At 71.7% G+C, this 18319-nt stretch carries 17 protein-coding genes and 1 pseudogene; 10 read left to right on the forward strand and 8 right to left on the reverse strand.

Annotated features, from left to right (window positions below):
• Window positions 1–10: 10 nt before the first annotated feature.
• From OHS57_RS33660 to OHS57_RS33675, 4 genes are all read left to right on the forward strand, one after another.
• Window positions 11–1063: a polyprenyl synthetase family protein gene (locus OHS57_RS33660; protein WP_328584364.1), complete on the forward strand. Its 1053-nt coding sequence runs from the start codon at window positions 11–13 to the stop codon at window positions 1061–1063.
• Entirely contained in the window at window positions 1060–2001 is a 942-nt protein-coding gene (locus tag OHS57_RS33665; protein WP_328584365.1) for a terpene synthase family protein, read from the forward strand. The genes OHS57_RS33660 and OHS57_RS33665 overlap by 4 nt, the downstream gene beginning before the upstream one ends.
• A 12-nt stretch (window positions 2002–2013) precedes the next feature.
• A complete protein-coding gene (locus OHS57_RS33670) occupies window positions 2014–3369 on the forward strand; it encodes a cytochrome P450 (RefSeq protein WP_328584366.1) in 1356 nt (451 codons plus the stop codon).
• Between the two features lie 93 nt (window positions 3370–3462).
• Window positions 3463–4821 carry a cytochrome P450 gene (locus OHS57_RS33675; RefSeq protein WP_328584367.1) on the forward strand — a complete coding sequence of 453 codons (1359 nt, stop codon included), beginning with the start codon at window positions 3463–3465 and terminating at the stop codon, window positions 4819–4821.
• A 7-nt stretch (window positions 4822–4828) separates the two neighbouring features.
• On the opposite strand, the gene OHS57_RS33680 is transcribed toward OHS57_RS33675, so the two are convergent.
• Entirely contained in the window at window positions 4829–6019 is a 1191-nt protein-coding gene (locus OHS57_RS33680) for a cytochrome P450 family protein (protein WP_328584368.1), read from the reverse strand.
• 145 nt (window positions 6020–6164) lie between these two features.
• Between OHS57_RS33680 and OHS57_RS33685 the strand changes: the two genes are divergently transcribed.
• The 3 genes and pseudogenes from OHS57_RS33685 to OHS57_RS33695 form a co-directional block, all read left to right on the forward strand.
• Window positions 6165–6845, forward strand: coding sequence for a TetR/AcrR family transcriptional regulator (locus OHS57_RS33685; protein ID WP_328584369.1), 681 nt, complete (start codon window positions 6165–6167; stop codon window positions 6843–6845).
• Window positions 6846–6871: 26 nt separating this feature from the next.
• Entirely contained in the window at window positions 6872–8155 is a 1284-nt protein-coding gene (locus OHS57_RS33690) for a phthiocerol/phthiodiolone dimycocerosyl transferase family protein (protein WP_328584370.1), read from the forward strand.
• Between the two features lie 338 nt (window positions 8156–8493).
• A pseudogene (locus tag OHS57_RS33695) lies at window positions 8494–8964 on the forward strand (LLM class flavin-dependent oxidoreductase); the annotation flags it as partial.
• Here OHS57_RS33695 and OHS57_RS33700 read toward each other — a convergent pair.
• From OHS57_RS33700 to OHS57_RS33715, 4 genes are all read right to left on the reverse strand, one after another.
• Entirely contained in the window at window positions 8955–10052 is a 1098-nt protein-coding gene (locus tag OHS57_RS33700; protein WP_328584371.1) for a CU044_5270 family protein, read from the reverse strand. The pseudogene OHS57_RS33695 and the gene OHS57_RS33700 overlap by 10 nt on opposite strands.
• Window positions 10049–10654, reverse strand: a complete 606-nt coding sequence (locus OHS57_RS33705) for an RNA polymerase sigma factor (protein ID WP_328584372.1) — start codon at window positions 10652–10654, stop codon at window positions 10049–10051. The genes OHS57_RS33700 and OHS57_RS33705 overlap by 4 nt, the downstream gene beginning before the upstream one ends.
• A gap of 123 nt (window positions 10655–10777) precedes the next feature.
• On the reverse strand, window positions 10778–11728 hold the full coding sequence (locus OHS57_RS33710; protein WP_328584373.1) for a M56 family metallopeptidase: 951 nt from the start codon (window positions 11726–11728) through the stop codon (window positions 10778–10780).
• On the reverse strand, window positions 11725–12096 hold the full coding sequence (locus tag OHS57_RS33715) for a BlaI/MecI/CopY family transcriptional regulator (protein WP_041994003.1): 372 nt from the start codon (window positions 12094–12096) through the stop codon (window positions 11725–11727). The genes OHS57_RS33710 and OHS57_RS33715 overlap by 4 nt, the downstream gene beginning before the upstream one ends.
• 120 nt (window positions 12097–12216) lie before the next feature.
• Here OHS57_RS33715 and OHS57_RS33720 point away from each other — a divergent pair, with 120 nt between their 5' ends.
• The 3 genes from OHS57_RS33720 (at window position 12217) to OHS57_RS33730 (ending at window position 15425) form a co-directional block, all read left to right on the forward strand.
• The gene (locus tag OHS57_RS33720) at window positions 12217–13083 is read left to right on the forward strand and encodes an LLM class flavin-dependent oxidoreductase (RefSeq protein WP_328584374.1); all 867 of its coding nucleotides are present in this window, start codon (window positions 12217–12219) and stop codon (window positions 13081–13083) included.
• Window positions 13084–13326: 243 nt separating this feature from the next.
• Window positions 13327–14412, forward strand: a complete 1086-nt coding sequence (locus OHS57_RS33725) for a chitinase (protein WP_328584375.1) — start codon at window positions 13327–13329, stop codon at window positions 14410–14412.
• 89 nt (window positions 14413–14501) lie between these two features.
• Window positions 14502–15425 carry a TIGR03564 family F420-dependent LLM class oxidoreductase gene (locus OHS57_RS33730; RefSeq protein ID WP_041997402.1) on the forward strand — a complete coding sequence of 308 codons (924 nt, stop codon included), beginning with the start codon at window positions 14502–14504 and terminating at the stop codon, window positions 15423–15425.
• Window positions 15426–15442: 17 nt separating this feature from the next.
• Here the strand turns inward: OHS57_RS33730 and OHS57_RS33735 are convergent, their stop codons facing one another.
• The 3 genes from OHS57_RS33735 to OHS57_RS33745 are packed head-to-tail and all read right to left on the reverse strand — an operon-like array spanning window position 15443 to window position 18305.
• Window positions 15443–16141, reverse strand: coding sequence for a hypothetical protein (locus OHS57_RS33735; protein WP_328584376.1), 699 nt, complete (start codon window positions 16139–16141; stop codon window positions 15443–15445).
• Complete coding sequence (locus OHS57_RS33740) at window positions 16138–17628, reverse strand: HAMP domain-containing sensor histidine kinase (RefSeq protein ID WP_328584377.1); 1491 nt, start codon at window positions 17626–17628, stop codon at window positions 16138–16140. The genes OHS57_RS33735 and OHS57_RS33740 overlap by 4 nt, the downstream gene beginning before the upstream one ends.
• Complete coding sequence (locus OHS57_RS33745) at window positions 17625–18305, reverse strand: response regulator transcription factor (protein WP_041994015.1); 681 nt, start codon at window positions 18303–18305, stop codon at window positions 17625–17627. The genes OHS57_RS33740 and OHS57_RS33745 overlap by 4 nt, the downstream gene beginning before the upstream one ends.
• Between the last annotated feature and the right edge of the window lie 14 nt (window positions 18306–18319).

Here is an 18319-nt window from a genome sequence, read left to right on the forward strand (position 1 = left end):
TACGCCAACCATGCCTCCCGCCCTGCGCGAAGCGGGAATGGTGAAAGACGCCGTCAATACCGTCCTGGAAGACTTCCTGAGGAGAAAGAGGAACGACGCGGAGGAGCCGCAGATGGGCCGCTTGCTGGGCCACTTCGCGGAATTCCTGGCAGGCGGGAAACGCATTCGTCCACTGCTGTGCGTGACAGGCTGGAGAGGGGCCGGGGGGAACAGCGAAAACCCGTCCCTCGTCCAAGTCGCTGCCTCACTCGAAATGTTCCACGCGTTCGCCCTCATTCACGACGACATCATGGACGACAGCGATACGCGACGCGGCCGTCCCACCATCCACAGAATGCTCGCCGGAAAACAGGGGGACGATCGCACGGAGCGTTTCGGGCTCAGCGCTGCTGTGCTTCTGGGTGACCTCGCCTTCGCCTGGTCCGACGAACTCCTGCACACGGCTGGACTCACCCCCGCGCAATACGGGAGTGTGCTGCCGCTGATAACCGAGATGCGCACCGAAGTGATGCTCGGGCAGTATCTGGATCTGCGGGCGACGGGTGAACTCTCCGACGATGTCGACGCCACCCTGACGGTCAACCGCTACAAGACCGCCAAATACACGGTCGAGCGCCCGTTGCATGTCGGGGCGGCCCTCGCGGGCGCGGGTCCCGAGACCCTGGCGGCCTGCACCGCCTACGCCATACCGCTGGGCGAGGCGTTCCAGCTCCGTGACGACATGCTGGGCGTGTACGGGGATGTCGCGGACACCGGCAAGTCGCGCCTGGACGATCTGCGGGCCGGCAAGAACACCACCCTGGTCGCGCTCGCGCTGCGGGCCTGCGACCCGGCGCAGGCCGCCCGGCTGCGCACCCTGATCGGCGACCCGCTCCTCGACGAGACGGGCGCGGCGGAGATCCGAGCCCTGTTCGCGCGCACCGGAGCCAGGGACGCCGTGGAGCGCATGATCGACGACCGCTACCGGCAGGCATTGCGCGCCCTCGAATCCGCCCCGCTCACACCGGGGGCCACCGCCGACCTCAAACACCTCGCGCGCACGGCTACCAGGAGGAACTCATGAGCACAGACCTGACCGCTGCCGCCGCCACGCGGGACCAGGCCGCGCCGGCGCCCGCCGCCGGCGGCACGGCGCGCTACCGGCAGGAAGCCACTGACCGGTTCGCCGAACTGTTCTCCCGGCACATCGACCATCCCCAGCAGAAGGTGGCGCTGACCGACGCCGAGCTGCGCGAGGTCATCGACGCCTGCAACCGCGCCGTCGCACCGCTCGGCAAGAGCGTCTCCGACAAGCGCTGGATCTCGTACATGGACGTCGTGCGCTGGTCGCAGAGCGCCCGTCACATCAAGGACATGGAGGCGTTCAAGGCCGTCTGCGTCCTCAACTGCGTGACGTTCGTGTGGGACGACATGGATCCCGAGCTGCACGACTTCGACCTCTTCCTGCCGCAGTTGCGGGCCGTGTGCGAGCGCTACTACGACGGCACGGACGCGGCGTTCGCGTACGAGGGCGCCCGCGCCTTCGTCACCAGCGACCACATGTTCCGTGACTCGCCGGTCAAGCGGGTGCTCTGCACCACGTCGCCCGAGCAGTACTTCCGCTTCCGGGTCACTGACGTCGGTGTGGACTTCTGGATGAAGATGTCCTACCCGATCTACCGGCACCCCGAGTTCACCGAGCACGCCAAGACGGGCCTCGCCGCCCGGATGACGACGCGCGGCCTCGCCATCGTCAACGACTTCTACTCGTACGACCGGGAGAACGCGCTCGGTCAGATCACCAACTGCTTCCGGCTGTGCGACGTGGCGGACGAGAGCGACTTCCGGCGCTTCTTCCAGGACCGGCTGGACGACATGACCGAGGACGTCGAGTGCATCAAGGCGTTCGACGACGTCACCCGGGACGTGCTGCTCGACCTCGTCCACGGCAACTTCGTGTGGACCACCCGCGACCGGCGATACCGGGCGGCCGTGAACGACGTCAACTCGCTCATCCACTAGGGGGACCGTCCCATGACATCCGTGAAGTCCGCCCCGGCGGAAAAGGCCTGGCGCTCCGGCACCGCCCCGGGCGCGCTGCCCCTGCTCGGGCACGTGCTGTCCCTGTGGCGTGACCCGCTGGGCTTCCTCGCCTCGCTGCCCGCCCACGGCGATCTGGTCGAGGTACGGCTCGGTCCGAGCCGGGTCTATCTCGCCGCCCACCCGGAGCTGGTCAGGCAGGTGCTGCTCAATCCGCGCGTCTTCGACAAGGGAGGCGTCTTCGACAAGGCGCGGCAACTCCTCGGCAACAGCCTGTCGGTGTCGCGCGGTGAGGAGCACCGCTCCCAACGGCGGCTGATCCAGCCCGCGTTCCACTCCACCAAGATCGCCGCCTACACCACCGCCGTCGCCGACGACACCCGTACGGTCACCGACCGCTGGCAGCCGGGGGAGACCCGGGACATCGGGGACGCGATGCACGCCCTGCTGATGCGGGTGGCGGCGCGGACGTTGTTCTCCACCGGTCTCGACGAGGCCACCGTCGAGGAGGCCAGGCAGTGCCTGCGGACCGTCTCGCACGGCATCTACAAACGCACCGTCGCACCGTTGGGGATCATGGAGAAACTGCCGACCCCTGGCAACCGCGCCTACGACCACGCCAACACCCGGCTGCGCGAGATCGTCGCCGACATGATCGGCCGCCGCCGCTCCGAGGCCGACCACGGCGATCTGCTCTCCACCCTGCTGCGCGCCGAACACCCGGATACCGGCGAGAAGTTGTCCGAGGACCAGGTGCTCGACCAGGTGGTCACCTTCCTCGTCGCCGGCAGCGAGACCACCGCGTCCACACTGGCGTTCGTCTTCCACCTGCTGGGCACCCTGCCCGACGTGGAGAAGCGGCTGCACGCCGAGGTGGACGAGGCGCTCGGCGGGCGCACCCCGGTCTACGACGACCTGCCGGCCCTGCCGTACACCCGTAACGTCATCACCGAGGCGCTGCGGCTCTACCCGCCGTCGTGGATGGCGATGCGGGTGGCGGCGCAGGACACCGAACTCGGCGGAAAGGCCGTGTCCGAGGGGACGATGATCCTTTACAGCGCCTACGCGCTGCACCACAACCCCGAACTGTTCCCCGACCCCGAGACGTTCGACCCCGGACGCTGGGAAGGCGAGCGGGCGGGACAGGTACAGCGGGGCGCGCTGCTGCCGTTCGGGGCGGGCAGCCACAAGTGCATCGGTGACGTACTGGCCCTGACCGAGACGGCGCTCATCGTCGCGACCGTCGCCGCCCGTTGGCGGCTGCGTCCGGTACCGGGAAGCCGGCTCAGCCCGGAGCCGAAGGCCACGCTCGAACCGGGGCCGCTGCCCATGATCTGCGAACGGCGCTGACCGCGAAGCCCTTTGTCGGCGGGCGCCCACCAGAACCGGATCCTGCCCCCGACCCCGACCGTCCGTCACCCGTGACCGAAGGACACCCGACGCATGAAGACGCCCCGCGACACGGCCACCCGCGACTGGCGGGTGGCCGCAGCGCCCCACCGGCTCCCGCTCGTCGGCCACGCCCTGCTCCTGGGGCGCCGGCCGCTGGAATTCCTCAGTTCGCTGCCCGCCCTCGGCGACCTGGTCGAGCTGCGGATCGGCAGCAAGGCCGCGTACCTGCCCTGCCATCCCGAGCTGGTCCAGCAGGTTCTCCTGAACGCACGGGTCTACGACACCGGCGGCCCGGTCAAGGAGAAGGCGCGGCCCATCCTGGGCAACGGACTCATCACCTCCGACTGGGCCGACCACCGCCGCCAGCGGCGCATGGTCCAGCCGGCGTTCAACCTCGCGCGCATCGCCACGTACGCCGAGGTCATGCACGAGGAGTGCGAGACGCACGCGGCCTCGTGGCAGGCGGGCAAGCCGCTCGACATCAGCGACGCCATGCAGGGCCTGACCGCCAGGGTGACGGCGCGCGCACTGTTCTCCACCGAGATGGCGCCGCACTCGGTCGCCGAGGTGAGGCGCAGCCTGCCGCTCGTGGTGGAGGGCGCCTACCGCAGGGCCGTCGATCCCACCGGGCTGCTGGCCAGGCTGCCGCTGGCGGCGAACCGCGAGTTCGAAGGGGCGCTCAGCCGGCTGCACGCGCTCATCAACGGCATCGTCGGGGACTACCGGCAGGCCGCCGAGGACCGGGGCGACCTGCTGTCGGCGCTGCTGGCCGCCCGCGACGACGAGAGCGGTGGCCGGCTGTCGGACCAGGAGGTCCACGACCAGGTCATGACGCTGCTGCTGGCCGGCGTCGAGACCACGGCCAGCGCGCTGACCTGGGCCTGGCATCTGCTGTCGGTCAACCCGGCCGCCGAGGCGCGGCTGCACGCCGAGGTCGACGAGGTGCTGGCGGGCCGGACCCCCACGTACGCCGACGTACCGGACCTCGCCCACACCCAGCGGGTCTTCACCGAGGCGCTGCGGCTCTACCCGTCCGCCTGGATGTACAGCCGCACGGTCACCGAGGACACCGAGCTCGGCGGCCATCGGCTGGCCGCCGGCGCCGACGTACTGATCAGCCCGTACGTCATCCACCGCATCCCCGGGCTCTTCCCCGACCCGGAGACCTTCGACCCGGACCGGTGGCTGCCCGAGCGCGCGGGGGACGTCAGCCGTGGCTCCTACCTGCCGTTCGGGGCGGGCAGCCGCAAGTGCATCGGTGACGTCTTCGGTACGACGGAGGCGACCCTCGCGCTCGCCGCCCTCGCGTCCCGCTGGCGGCTGCGCCCGGTGCCGGGGACCAGGATCAAGCCACGGGCGCAGATGAGCCTGACGGCCGGTCCGCTGCCGATGATCCCGGAGCCGCGCTGACGACATGTCAGCCCACCGTGACCGGCAGCTGGTGCAGCCCCCGCAGCATCAGGCTGGGGCGCCAGGTCAGCGCGGCCGGATCCGTGTCCAGCGCGAGATCCGGGCAGCGCTCCAGCAGCGTACGGAACGCCACGGCGCCTTCCAGCCGGGCCAGCGGCGCGCCCAGGCAGCGGTGGATGCCGTGGCCGAACGCCAGATGCCCGCCCGCCGCGCGGCGGATGTCGAAGCGGTCGGGCTCGGCGAACCGCCGGGGGTCGCGCGAGGCGGCGGCCAGCACCACGGCCACGGAGTCGCCGCGCGCGACGGGCGTGCCGCCCAGCGTCAGGTTCTCCTTCGCGTAGCGGAACGCGGTGGTCTCCACCGGCCCCTCGTACCGGAGCATCTCCTCCACCGCGTTGTCCAGCAGCGACCAGTCGGCGCGCAGGGCCGCCAGCTGACCGGGATGGCGCAACAGCGCGAGCACCCCGCTGGAGAGCAGGTTGGCCGCCGTCTCGTAACCGGCCACCAGCAGCAGGAAGGCCATGCCCAGCATTTCCTCGGGGGAGAGGCGGTCCTCGTCCTCGTCCATGGCGCGGGCGAGGGCGCTCAGCAGGTCCTCGCCCGGCTCCTCGCGCTTGGCGGCGATCAGCTCGGCGAGATAGCCCGTCATGGCCCCGGCCGCCGCGCCGGCGGCCTCGGGCCGGGTGAAGTCCGTACTCGTCAGGTACCAGTCGTGGAACGTCTTGCGGTCGGCCGCAGGCACCCCGAGCAGTTCGCAGATCACCGCGAGCGGCAGCGGCAGGGCGAACGCCTCGACCAGATCGGCTTGTCCGCGCTCCAGCAGGCCGTCCACCAGCTCGTCGGCGATCTTCCGCACCCGCGGCCGCAGCGCCTCGATGCGCCGGGCGGTGAAGCCCTTGGCGACGAGCTGCCGCAGTCGCGTGTGCTGCGGCGGGTCGGTCTGCACCATGTTCAGCCCGATGGAGTTCCCTCCGTCGTCCGCCCAGTCGGCCGACTGCCGGATGTCGTTCGACAGTCTCGGGTCGCTCAGCGCGGCGCGGCCCACCTCGTGGTCCACGACGAGCCAGAACTCGCCGGACGCCGCGGTGCGCACGCGGTGCACGGGCCCTCGGCTGCGCAGTTCCGCGTAGACGGGGTACGGGTCGTCGACGAACTCCTGGCCGAGCGCGGACAGATCGTCGAAAGCCTCTACGGGCATGGGCGTTCCTCGCGCACAGGCACTTCTCCCTGGTCGAAGATGCGGGTCCCGGGAGAATGAAAACGGGGACATCCCCCCGGTTGTCTGGCGGCGACCCTAGCAACGAAACGGGGAGTAGTCCACGGTTGGTGTTAGGGTGCCGCTCATGGTCAGCGACGACAGCCGGCAGCCGCCGCTGCGCAAGGACGCCCGGCGCAACCGCGAGACACTGATCGGCGCTGCCCGGGAGATCTACGCGGAGCGCGGCATCGACGCCCCCCTCGACGACATCGCACGCAGGGCCGGCGTCGGCAACGCCACCCTCTACCGCCACTTCCCTGGCCGGGCCGAACTCGTCGAGGCGGTGTTCCGTGACGCGCTCGCCGCGATCCTGCGGGCCGCAGAGGAGGCCCGCACCGCACCCGAGGCCTGGACCGGGCTCACCACCTATCTGGACCATGTCTTCGGACTGCTCGCCGCCGAGCGCGGCACCAACGACCTGCTGACCACCGACATCCAGGGCGTCCCCACGCTCGACGCGCTCCGCGAGGGCAACCGGCTCACGCTCGACACGCTGCTGCGCCGCGCCCAGCGGCAGGGCACGGTACGCGCCGACCTCACCGTCGAGGACCTGCTCTTCCTGCTGGCCGCGCTCGGCAGGGCCGTACCCGCCGCGCCGGGCACGTGGCGCCGCTACCTCGCCCTGGTCCTGGACGGGCTGCGCCCGGCCGCGGCCCGCCCGCTTCCGGTGCCCCCGCTCGACCCGGAACAGTTCGGCGCGGCCCTGCGCGACCTGGACACAGGACCGGGCAAGGGCGCGCACCCCGACCTGCCCACCTCGTCCTGATCCCGAATGCGGAAGGCCCGTGCGACATGACCGGTCAGCGCCCCATATCCCCTTTCGAGAGCGTCTACTTCCTCGACCTGGGAGCCGCGGGGCTCCCGCTGTACGACATGCCGGCCTACGTCGAGTCCCTGGTGCGCGGCACCGTGGACCCCGCCCTGGTCTCCCGGGCCCTGGAACTGCTGACGATCCGTCACCCGTCCCTGCGGTCAACGGTGGTGGCAGGGGACGACGGGCTCCTGCTGCGCGTACGTGAGCACGTCCGGCCGCCGCTGACTGTGCTGGACGGCATCGACGCACCCTTCGCCGAGCTGATCAACTCCCGTCCTGACTGGACCGAGAGCATGCTGCACGCCTGGCTGCTCACCGAGGGCGAGCACAGCCAGGTCGTCCTGGGGATCCACCACGGCGTGGCCGACGGCCGGTCCGCCTTCGGGCTGCTGGACGAGTTCTGGCAGTACTACACCGCCCTGGCGTCCGGCGCCCGCCCCGAACCCGAGCGGCGCGACGAACTGCCCGAGGCCGTCGACACCCTGCTGTCCGGCGCCTTCCCGGACAGCGAACTCGACGTGCTCGTCGACGCGTTGGCGCGGGGCGCCGGCGATGCCGGAAGACCGGCGACCCTGGCGACCGAAGGCATCGGCGGCGCGGACCGTCCCGCGCCCGAACACCGCTTCGTCGTCGACCGGTTGGAGTTCGGCAAGGAGACCACCGACGCGGTGCTGGCGGCGGCCCGCGCGCGTGGCGTCACCCTCAACAGTCTCGTGACGGGCCTGGTGCTCACCGCCGTACGCGCCCAACTCGCCCCGGAGCACGGGCCGCTGCCGATGGTGTGCGGCCACGGCGTCGATCTGCGCACCCGGCTGACCCCGGAACTGCCGCTGTCCACCCTGCTCAACTGCATCACCGGACTGCAGACACCGGTGAGCGTCGCGCACGACGACGACCCCGACACGGTCGGCCGGGACGTGGCGCGGCAGTTCGCCGCAGCGCTCGCCCGGCGCGATCCGGAGCGCTTCCTGCTCGCCGCCCTGCGGGCCGGCGCCCGTGGTGTGCCGGTCCCGGTCCCGGTCGTCAGCTACGGCATCTCCAACGTCGGACGCGTCCCGGCCCACCCGGTCCCCGACGGAACGCGACTGATCCGCTTCGGCGGTACGGCGAACGCGCCCGGGATGCCGCCGAAGATCGGGGCGGCCACCTTCGGCGGCCGGCTGCTGCTGCAGAACGAGTACGACAGCTGGACGTACAGCACGGAGCAGATGGCGCGCCTGCGCGAGGCACTGCGGGCGTCGGTGGCCGATCTGGCGCGCTGAGCCGCGTCCGTACCGCGTCCGTACCGTGCCGAACCCGGGCTGGGCCCGTTCATGCCTGCCGTCCCAGCAGTTCTGCTAATCACTCCCTTAAGGAAGTCGTCCCTGGTGGCAGGTCACGCGCACTCCTAGCGTCGGACACGGCGGTGAACGCGGGGCAGTGCCCCGCGGTTCCGCCACCGACGACGCGACGGCCGGACCCTACCGGCCCGGGAGGATGCGCGATGACCGGCAAAAGTCCCTCGATGATCGTGACCGCAGCGCTCATGCACGGTCTCGGCATGCACACAGGCGCCTGGATGGCGCGTGACGGAGCCGCGGACGACCATCTTTCGGCCGCGATGTACAAGGACATCGCCCGCACCGCCGAGGCGGGCAAGCTCCACGCGCTGTTCCTCGCCGAGCAGATGACCAACCAGGAGGTCGGTACCGAGCGCCCCTGCGGCGCGCTCGACACGGCGACCGTACTCGCGCTGATGGCGGGCGTGACGGACCGGATCGGGCTCGTCGGGACCGCTTCGACCACGTACAACGAGCCGTACGAACTGGCGCGCCGCTTCGCGACGCTCGACCACCTCAGCGGCGGCCGGGTCGGCTGGAACTCCATCGCCACCCAGAACCCCACCGTCGTCGAGCAGTTCGGCGGCGGGGTCAGCCTGGACCACGAGCAGCGCTACGCGCGCGCCGACGAGTTCATCGACGTCGTGCTGCGCCTGTGGGACTCACGGCAGCGGCGCTTTTCCCCCACGATCAAGGAGATACGCGCCGCTACCGCGGGCCCGGGAGGTTCGGTCGTCCCGGGTCAGCTGTTCGCGTCGGCGGGCTCCATGCCGTGCTGGTCGACCACGGCGCGTCGCAGGATCGCCTGGCTGCCGAACAGGACGTCGGCCTTGCCGGGCTTGTGGTCCTTCGTCAGGTACGAGCGGGAGCCGAGGAAGGCGAGCGTGTGCTTGTCGAAGATCCACTCGTCGCGTGTCGCCGTTCCGGTGTCGTCGAGGGTGACGCCGATGCCGTGGCGGCCCGCCGCGTCGACCGCGTCGGGGATCTCCGTCACGCCGGGGATCTTCGCGACGGCCCGGTAGAACGCGGCGGCGTTCGCCGCCGGCATGACCGTCTGGCTCAGCAGATCGCCGGCCCTGAAGAACACGGCCTGGTCCTCGGTCTCCCCGTCAGCCGGGCGGATTTGGGCGCGGAGCAGGGCGAGCAGCGCGTCGGGGTCGGTGGGCAGGGACGCCAGCCACTTGTACGTGGGACGGTCGATGCCCGCGGGCACGGCGCCGGTGTCGTCCGAGCCGTCAGGGGTCGACGCCTCGATCGGGACGTCCTCGTCCGGCATCGTCGCGCCCTTGCCCGACTCCCGGGTCCAGCCGATGGTGGTGACAGGGGCCGGGTCCTGCGACAGCCAGGCCTCCTGCTTGTACGCGGGGCCGAGCTTCACCGGGCCGTCGAGGACTCCCTCGTTCGACCTGACCAGGCTCTGGACATAGACGAACTGACTGTCCTTCACGGCTTTCGTGTCGGTCTCCATGGACGCGGCGGCGATCCGGCCGAGCAGGACGGTGGCACCGCGCCCGGTGTCAGGACCGGCCGCAGGTGCGCGGTCGTTGTGCGGAGTCAGTGTGATGACGAGAGCCGCAGCAAGTGCCGCCGCCACGGCGGGCATCACCACCGCGGGGCGGGTCAGCCGGCGGCGCGGCCGTGCGGTGCGCTGTTCGTCGTCGATCCGCCGCAGCAGCACGTTCCTGTGGTGGAGGTGGCGGCCCGGCGGAAGGTCCCGCTCGGGCAGTTCCGGCAGCAGCCGGGCCAGCACGGCGACGTCCGCCTCCGGTTCGGCGGTCAGGGAACCGGAGTCGGTGGGGTCGTTCGGAGTGTTCGGGTCGTTCGGAGTGGTCGGGCTCATCGGGTTTCCTCCTGTAGGGGCAGGGCCGCGAACACGGCCTCACTCGCTACCTCTCCGCGGTCGCGCCGCGGTTCCGTGTTCTCCTCGGTGAGCCGGCTGAGCTTGGCGCGGGCGCGTGACAGCCGCGACCTGACGGTGCCGACGGGAATGCCGAGTGCCTGCGCGGTCTGCTGGTAGTCCAGACCCGCCCACACGCACAACGCCAGCACCTCGCGCTCCTGGCGGCGCAACCGGCCCAGCGCATCCTGCACCGCGGCGAGCGTGCGGGCGTCGTCGATGCGGCCGGCCGTCTCCTCGGCGAAGTCCGCCACCGCGGGCGGCGGCGGACGGTGGGCCAGGAAGGCGAGCCGTCTGCGCCGGCTCCGGTTGGCGTTGTGCACCTTGTGTGTCGCGATGCCGAGCAGCCAGGGTCTGAGCGACCCGCCGTCCGGCTCCAGCCGCTCCCGGGTGCGCCAGGCGGCGAGGAACGTCTCGGACATGACCTCCTCGGCCGCCGACCAGTCGCCGGTCAGCCGCAGGGCGTGGTTGTAGACCGTCCGCGCGTGCTCCTCGTACAGCTCGGCGAAGGCGGAGCGGTCGCCCGCGCGGATACGTGCCCGCATCGGATCCTCTAGTTCTGTATGCCTCACACCACTTACTCTCCGCACCGCCCCGGGGGTTCCTGTGCCCTCGGTCACACCACGGTCCCCGCACCCGCCCCGGTGGCACCGGCGACCGGCCAGGACCTACTGCCGCGCGCGGGCCTCGCCCTGGGCGACCTCCACGCTGGTGTGCAGACTGATCGCCCCCGCCGCCGCGGCGCCGGACGAGACTCCGGCGCATACGAGCAGGACCAGGGCGATGGCCGGCGCCAATCGCCGGTGTCCCGTCGGCCGGTGGAGCAGGGCGGCGACGCGCCGGGGGACAGGCCCGGTCGCCGCTGCCGCGGTGAAAGCCGGCCGGCCGGGCGGTGTGTCGCGCGACGCGAGTGCGGCCCGGCCGATCGCCCGCGCCGTCAGCCGCCGGTCGCCCGTGGCCAGCGCGGCGGCCTCGTCGGCGCTCCGCTCGGCGGCGAGGGCGACGGCGCCCCGTACCGTCCGCAGCGCCGGGTGGCACCGCGCGGCGAGTTCCGCCGCGCCGAGGAAGTAGTGGTGGCGGCCCGCCAGATGCGCCCGTTCATGGGCGAAGAGCGCCTCGCGCTCGGCCGGGTCGAGGACACGCAGCATGCCGCTGGTGACCACGATCCTGCCGGGCCTGCCCGGCAGGGCGTACGCGTCGGCCCTGTCGTCGTCGATGACGCTCAGGTCCCCGGCGGCCGGCACACGCGCCGCGTACGACCGGGCGGTACGCAGCAGCCGCCACTGGCGCAGCACGGAGCGGGCGACCGTAACCGCGCAGCAGACGAGGGCGCCGAAGGCGAGGCCACCGAGTCCGAGCAGCGCCGCAGGGTCGAGGACGGCGGTGGGCGCCACGTTGAGCGGACGGACCAGCTCGCCCAGCCGGGCGAGGACGGGGACGCGCAGCGCGCCGGGCAGCAGCAGCGCGCCGAGCGAGGCGAGGCAGCTCGTGGCGAGCACCACGCTCGTCAGGGTCAGTGTCCACAGCGCGGCGACCGGTGGGAGCCGGTCGACGACGCGGTACGCGAAGAGCGGCGCGGCGAACGGCACGAGCAGCGGGACGAGGAGCAGGACGATCACTGGTCGCCGGCCTCCAGCAGCGCCCTGAGCAGCTGTTCGTCGTCGGCGCTGAGCTGCGAGACGAAGCGGGCGAGCACCACGTCCCGCGCGGTGTCCTTGTCGAGTTCGTGGTGCATGCGCCGCGCGGTGAGTCCCGGCGCGTCCTGCGCGGCGGAGTAGGCGTAGCCACGACCGGCCCGCTCGCGCAGGACCGTGCCCTTCTCGTGGAGCCGGGACAGGATCGTGGCGACCGTGGTCCTGGCCAGGGTCATGGGCACGGCCCGCTGCACCTGCCGGGCGGACAGCGGCCCGTCGGCGGCCCACAGCGCGGCCAGCACGCTCGCTTCCAGTTCGCCCGCCGGTCGGCGTTCGCCGCTCGCATCGGCCACGGGAGACCGTCCCCTCTCGGTAACGTCTGCAGTTCGGTCCACCCATTATGAGAGGGCAGCCCCGCCCGATCGGCCCTCAGGGCGATTGCCACTCCGGTCCTGGCCGGGCAGGATGCCCGGATGCGCTTCTCGATCAACATTCCGAACTTCGGGGACTTCGCCGACGCCAGGACCGTGGTGAAGGTGGCAGTGGCGGCGGAGCAGGCCGGCTGGGACGGGCTGTTCGTCTGGGACCACGTGGTGCACGACAAACAGGTACGCCGGGGTGTGCCCTTCGCCGATCCGTGGATGCTGCTGACGGCCGCTGCGCTGTCGACCTCGCGGATAAAGCTCGGCACGATGGTCACCCCCGTCGCCCGGCGGCGCCCGCAGCAACTCGCCCGCCAGGTGGCCACCCTCGACGCGCTCAGCGGCGGCCGGGTGATCTTCGGCGCGGGGCTCGGCGGGCCGATCGAGGACGAGTACGGCAGCTTCGGCGAGCCGACCGACCCGGTCGTCCTCGCGGAGCTGCTGGACGAGGGCCTGGACCTGCTGGACCGCTACTGGTCGGGTGAGCAGGTCAACCATCAGGGCAAACACCACCAGGTGCACGATGTGACGCTATTGCCGGCCACGGTGCAGCGGCCCCGGCCGCCGGTCTGGATCGGCGGGTTCTGGCCGAGCCGCCCGCCGATGCGGCGGGCCGCTCGCTGGGACGGCGCTGCCCCGCTGTTCGCCGACGCACGGCACGGCGAGGCGCCGCCGGTCGGCCAGGTGCGGGAGCTGGTCGCGTACGTACGGGAGCACCGCGACGCCCCGCAGGGCGCCCCCTTCGACATCGTCCTCGGCGGCGCCAGCCCCACCGGGACGGCCGAGGCACAGGATCTGCTCGGGCCGCTGGCCGAGGCGGGCGCCACCTGGTGGGACGAACGGCAGCTCCAGGGCGGCGCGGGACTCGACAAGCTCGGCCCGGTGCTGCGCCGGGTCGAACAGGGCCCGCCGGCCTGACCGGCCTGGCGCGACCGGCCCGCACGGACCGAGGCGCGACCGGCACGCGGGGACCGAGGCGCGACCGGCCGCGCCCGGTCCCTGCTCGGTCCTCGGACGGCGGAACTCCGGTGTGCCGCAGACCCATTGACGAAAGGTCTGGACCAATCTAGCCTGTGGCGCACCCTTTCACGTGTGTCCCCAACCCCCCCACGGGCGTCGCACCGCTACCTCCGGTGAGCCGCGCCGAGAAGGGAGCACCGCATGATCAGCCGGAAACTGCGCACGCTCGGAGCGTGCCTGACCCTCGCCTTCGCGGTTCAACTGCCCCAGCTCTCCGCCTCCGCCGCGCCCGCTCCGGACCCCGCACGGGCCCCGGCGGGCGCCCAGGCCGACACCTGCGCCCTCAAGCCGAGACCCACCGGCAAGGTGCTCCAGGGGTACTGGGAGAACTGGGACGGCGCCGCCAACGGCGTCCACCCGCCGCTCGGTTGGATCCCCCTCACCGACAGCAGGATCGCCGCACACGGCTACAACGTCGCCAACCTGGCCTTCCCGGTGATCCGTTCGGACGGCACCGTGCTGTGGGAGAACGGGATGGACGCCACGGTGAAGGTGCCGACCCCCGCCGAGATGTGCCAGGCCAAGGCGGCCGGGCTGACCACACTGATGTCGATCGGCGGTGCCACCGCGGGAATCGACCTCAGCTCCACGGCCGTGGCCGACCGGTTCGTCGCCACGGTCGTGCCGATCCTGAAGAAGTACAACTTCGACGGCATCGACATCGACATCGAGACGGGCCTCACCGGCAGCGGCAACATCAACCAGCTCTCCGCGTCCCAGTCCAACCTGATCCGCATCATCGACGGTGTGCTCGCGCAGATGCCGTCGGGCTTCGGGCTGACCATGGCGCCGGAGACGGCCTATGTCACCGGGGGCAGCATCACCTACGGCTCGATCTGGGGCGCGTATCTGCCGATCGTGAAGAAGTACGCGGACAACGGCCGGCTGTGGTGGCTGAACATGCAGTACTACAACGGAAGCATGTACGGCTGCGCCGCCGACTCGTACGAGGCGGGAACGGTCGCGGGGTTCACCGCGCAGACCGACTGCCTCAACAAGGGCCTGGTCGTGCAGGGCACCACGGTCAAGGTGCCCTACGACAAGCAAGTACCGGGACTTCCGGCCCAGTCGGGGGCCGGCGGGGGATACATGGCCCCGAATCTGGTGACACAGGCGTGGAACAAGTACAACGGCGCCCTCAAGGGCCTGATGACCTGGTCGCTCAACTGGGACGGTGCGAAGAACTGGACCTTCGGCAACAACGTCAAGGCCCTGCAAGGCCGTTGACCGTGGCCGGTCGGCGCTTCACACGACCGACATGAAGCTGTCACAGGTGAACCGGAATGCGCGGTGAACCACCGCCCGTTTTCCTCGACATGACTATCGGAGTCGCACTTCACCAAGCCGGCAGCGAGAACCAGGTCGACGCCACCGTACGGCTCGCCGGGGAGGCCGCCGCCGCCGGGCTGCGGTCGGCCTGGTTCGGGCAGACCTTCGGCGCGGACTCTCCGCAGCTCGCTGCCGTCGTCGGGCGTGAGGTGCCCACCCTCCAGGTGGGCACCTCGGCCATTCCGATCTTCGGGCGCCACCCGCTGATCGTCTCCAGCCAGGCGCAGACCGCCCAGGCGGCCACCCATGGCCGTTACCACCTCGGACTCGCCCTCGGCGCCAAGAGTCTGATCGAGAGCGGGTTCGGCATCCCGCACGAGCGGCCCATCGCCCGGCTGCGCGAATTCCTCACCGCGCTGAGGCAGTTGACCGAGACCGGCGCGGCCGACTTCCACGGCGAACTGCTCACGGCCGCCACACCGCTGCCCGCGCGGGTGCCCGGCGCCGAGGGCGGGGTGCCGCTGCTCGTCGCCGCGATGGGTCCGCAGGCGCTGCGGGTCAGCGGTCAACTGGCCGACGGGATCCTGCCGTACCTCGCCGGGCCGCGCGCCCTGGCCGAGCACATCGTCCCGGCCGTGACTGCGGCAGCGGCGGAGGCAGGACGTCCCGCGCCCAGGATCGTGGCGTTCGTGCACGGTGTGGTCACCGACGACGTCGAATCCGTACGGGAGACCGTGACGGAACAGCTCGCCTTCTACGAGCCGATCCCGTCCTACGCCCGGGTGATCGAACTGTCCGGCGGCACACGGGCGTCGGACGTGTCCGTGATCGGTGACGAGGAGACGGTCGCCGCCGAGATACAGCGCTACCGGGACGCCGGAGCCACCGAAGTGGTGTTCTCGGGGACCGACGTCGCGGGGGAGGCCGCCCGGCGCCGCACCTGGGCGCTCCTGGGTGAACTGGCAGGCTGAGCAGGGCTGTCGGGACCTCAGCCCGACGGTGCGGCGGTCGGGGGAACGCCACCGCCGCCACCGGCGACGCCGCCCCCGATCTCACCACCCCCGACCTCACCCGCCGGCGGGGTCGCGGCGGGGTCGGCGCGTGACGGCGTGGGACGGGACGGGCAGTCTGCACCGTCCCGCCGCACCTGCCATCCCGACGACTTGGCCCGTGCGGCCGGTCCCGCCTCCGTTCCCGCGCCCGGGTCCGTGTCCGGCGGCGAGGTGACCGTGACCCGTACGTCCGCGCCGTCGTCCGCCTGGCCGCTGCTCTGCCAGGCGGCCGTCGCGGTGCACGCCAACTGGCCTATCGCCGTGCCGGTGAGCCGGGGGAACCCCGGCTGGAGCCGGATGGTCACCGCGCTGCCCGTGACGGTGACCCTGGGCGCCGGCATGGGGGTCGGGAGCTGCGTGGCCAGGCCGCTCTGCCACTCGGACTCGGTGGGCCCCGCGACGAGTGTGCTGACGGCCGCCGCCACCCCGGTGACCTCGTCGGCGGGGCGGGAGACCGGGTGCAGCCCGCCGTGCTCCGCCGATCCCCGGTCCACCCAGTAGAGCGTCACGAACGCGCGCAGGCCGTTGGCCGGTTCGCCGGCCTGGATGACTCCGGACGGCGGGATACGGCAGCCCGACGCCAGGAGTGTCGTCGCGACGCCGAGTGACAGGGCCAGCAGCCGGGTTGTCCTCACCGCACATCCTTTCCACGGTCTGCCGGCCGGCCGGGCGGTGGCCCGTCCAGCGGCAGCCGCACGGTGAACACCGTGCCACCGCCGGGCCGGTCGGCCACCCGCACCGTCCCGCCGTGCAGCCGTACGTTCTCCAGCGTGATGGCGAGACCGAGCCCGCTGCTCTCGCTGCGGGCGCGGGTGGTGTCCGCCTTGTAGAACCGCTCGAAGACATGCGGCATGTCCCGCTCGGGAATCCCCGGACCGTGGTCGGCCACCTCGATGACCGCGACCGAGGCCCCGGCCGCGCCGAGCCGTAGCACCACCGGCGGCGCGCCGTGTCGGAGCGCGTTGCCGACGAGATTGGCGACCACCACGTCGATCCGGCGCGGATCGACCAGCCCGCGCAGTGCGCCGCCGGCCGGCAGCAGCAGCTCCACCTGGTCCAGCCAGCCGCGCGAGGCGAGCGTACGGCGCAGGGACTCCGCCAGATTGATCTCGTCCAGGCCGAGTTCGGCGGCCCCCGCATCGAAGCGGGATATCTCCATCAGGTCGTTCACCAGCCGGACCAGTTTCGTCGTCTCCGCGCTGACCAGCCGCACCGCGTCCGCCGTCTCGCCCGTCAACTGCGCCGCGTCCTCGTCCAGTACGTCCGTCACGGCCGACATCGCGGCCAGCGGAGTGCGCAGTTCGTGCGAGACGTCGGACGCGAAGCGGCGCGCCTGCGCCTCCATCCGGCGCAGCTCCGAGACGGACTGCTCAAGCGCGGCTGCCGTGTCGTTGAACGTGGCCGACAGATCGGCCAGTTCGTCCGTGCCGTTGACGGCGAGCCGCGTGTCGAGCCGCCCCTCGGCCATGCTGCGCGTGGCGTGGCGCAGTGCGCGTACCGGCCGCAGCACACCGCGTGCCGCGAGCAGCGCGAGGACGACGGCCAGACCGAGCGCGGGGACGGCCGCGCGCTCGATCGCCGTGATCAGCGCGTCCACATAAGCCTGTTCGGTGTTCTGCGAGACGGCCAGATACAGCGTCAGACCCGAGGCGGGTCCGCCGGACGTGGGCTGGTCGGCGGTGCTGTACGTGACCGGCAGTCCGACCACGAGTACGGAGGTGTCCTGCCGCGCGACGCGCTGGAACGCCGCGACCGGGCGGCTGCGCGCGGACTCGCGTAGTTCGGGGGTCAACTCGTCGAATTCGTCGCCCGGTTCGGAGCTGGCCTGCAGCTCTCCGTACGTGCCGAGCACCCGCCAGTGCTGTGACCTGTTCGCCCGCGAGACGGCGGTGACCAGCTCCGCCAGCCGGTCCTCGGTCAGCGGCATCGTGACCTGCGGCGCCTCGGCGTCGACGGTGTCCCTGAACTGTTTGACGACCGTGTCCTGGCTCTGCTGGAGCACACCGGTGCGGGCCTCGCGGAAGGTCAGCGCGCCGGTGGCCAGCGCGCTGACCGCCGCGACCAGCGCGAAGGCCGCCAGCAGCCGGAACCGCAGCCCGCGCAGGGCGGTGAAGGCCGTCATGAGGAGGAGTGGAACCGGTAGCCGAAGCTGCGTACGGTCCGCACGTAGCGGGGCTGCCCCGGCGGTTCGCCGATCTTGGTCCGCAGCCGTTTGACGCAGGCGTCCACCAGCCGCACGTCTCCGTGGTAGCTGTGCTGCCAGACCGCTTCGAGCAGTTGCTGCCGGCTGAGGACCTGCCCAGGCGCCGCGGACAGCGTCAGCAGCAGCCGCAGCTCCGACGGTGCGAGGGCGAGCGGTTCACCACGCAGGGTGATCACCAGGCCCGAGCGGTCGATGGTCAGGTCCCCGTGCGTCTCGATCCGCTGCTGCGGCTGATCGGTGAACCGGCGGAGCACGGCACGTATCCGCGCTTCGAGCACCCGCGCCTGGACCGGCTTGATCACGTAGTCGTCGGCGCCCGCCTCAAGACCGACGATGACATCGATGTCGTCACCCCGCGCGGTGACCATGATGATCGGGATCTGGTCGTGCGCCCGGATCCGGCGGCACACGTCGAGGCCCGAGATACCGGGCAGCATCAGGTCGAGCACCACGACGTCGGGCCGGAACGAGCGGAGGTGGTCAAGACCCTCCTCGCCGGTGGCCGCCGCGATGACCTCATGGTCGTGCCGGCGCAGGGCCAGCTCCACCCCCTGGCGGACGGCATGGTCATCCTCGATCAGCAAAACGCGCGGCATGAGGTCAGTATCCG

This window comes from Streptomyces sp. NBC_00370 (assembly GCF_036084755.1).
GTDB lineage: Bacteria > Actinomycetota > Actinomycetes > Streptomycetales > Streptomycetaceae > Streptomyces.

Coding starts and splice junctions, on each gene's coding strand:
- OHS57_RS33660 (WP_328584364.1), top strand. CDS start 11: ATGCCTCCCGCCCTGCGCGAAGCGGGAATGGTGAAAGACGCCGTCAAT.
- OHS57_RS33665 (WP_328584365.1), top strand. CDS start 1,060: ATGAGCACAGACCTGACCGCTGCCGCCGCCACGCGGGACCAGGCCGCG.
- OHS57_RS33670 (WP_328584366.1), top strand. CDS start 2,014: ATGACATCCGTGAAGTCCGCCCCGGCGGAAAAGGCCTGGCGCTCCGGC.
- OHS57_RS33675 (WP_328584367.1), top strand. CDS start 3,463: ATGAAGACGCCCCGCGACACGGCCACCCGCGACTGGCGGGTGGCCGCA.
- OHS57_RS33680 (WP_328584368.1), bottom strand. CDS start 6,019: ATGCCCGTAGAGGCTTTCGACGATCTGTCCGCGCTCGGCCAGGAGTTC.
- OHS57_RS33685 (WP_328584369.1), top strand. CDS start 6,165: ATGGTCAGCGACGACAGCCGGCAGCCGCCGCTGCGCAAGGACGCCCGG.
- OHS57_RS33690 (WP_328584370.1), top strand. CDS start 6,872: ATGACCGGTCAGCGCCCCATATCCCCTTTCGAGAGCGTCTACTTCCTC.
- OHS57_RS33700 (WP_328584371.1), bottom strand. CDS start 10,052: ATGAGCCCGACCACTCCGAACGACCCGAACACTCCGAACGACCCCACC.
- OHS57_RS33705 (WP_328584372.1), bottom strand. CDS start 10,654: ATGCGGGCACGTATCCGCGCGGGCGACCGCTCCGCCTTCGCCGAGCTG.
- OHS57_RS33720 (WP_328584374.1), top strand. CDS start 12,217: ATGCGCTTCTCGATCAACATTCCGAACTTCGGGGACTTCGCCGACGCC.
- OHS57_RS33725 (WP_328584375.1), top strand. CDS start 13,327: ATGATCAGCCGGAAACTGCGCACGCTCGGAGCGTGCCTGACCCTCGCC.
- OHS57_RS33730 (WP_041997402.1), top strand. CDS start 14,502: ATGACTATCGGAGTCGCACTTCACCAAGCCGGCAGCGAGAACCAGGTC.
- OHS57_RS33740 (WP_328584377.1), bottom strand. CDS start 17,628: ATGACGGCCTTCACCGCCCTGCGCGGGCTGCGGTTCCGGCTGCTGGCG.
- OHS57_RS33745 (WP_041994015.1), bottom strand. CDS start 18,305: ATGCCGCGCGTTTTGCTGATCGAGGATGACCATGCCGTCCGCCAGGGG.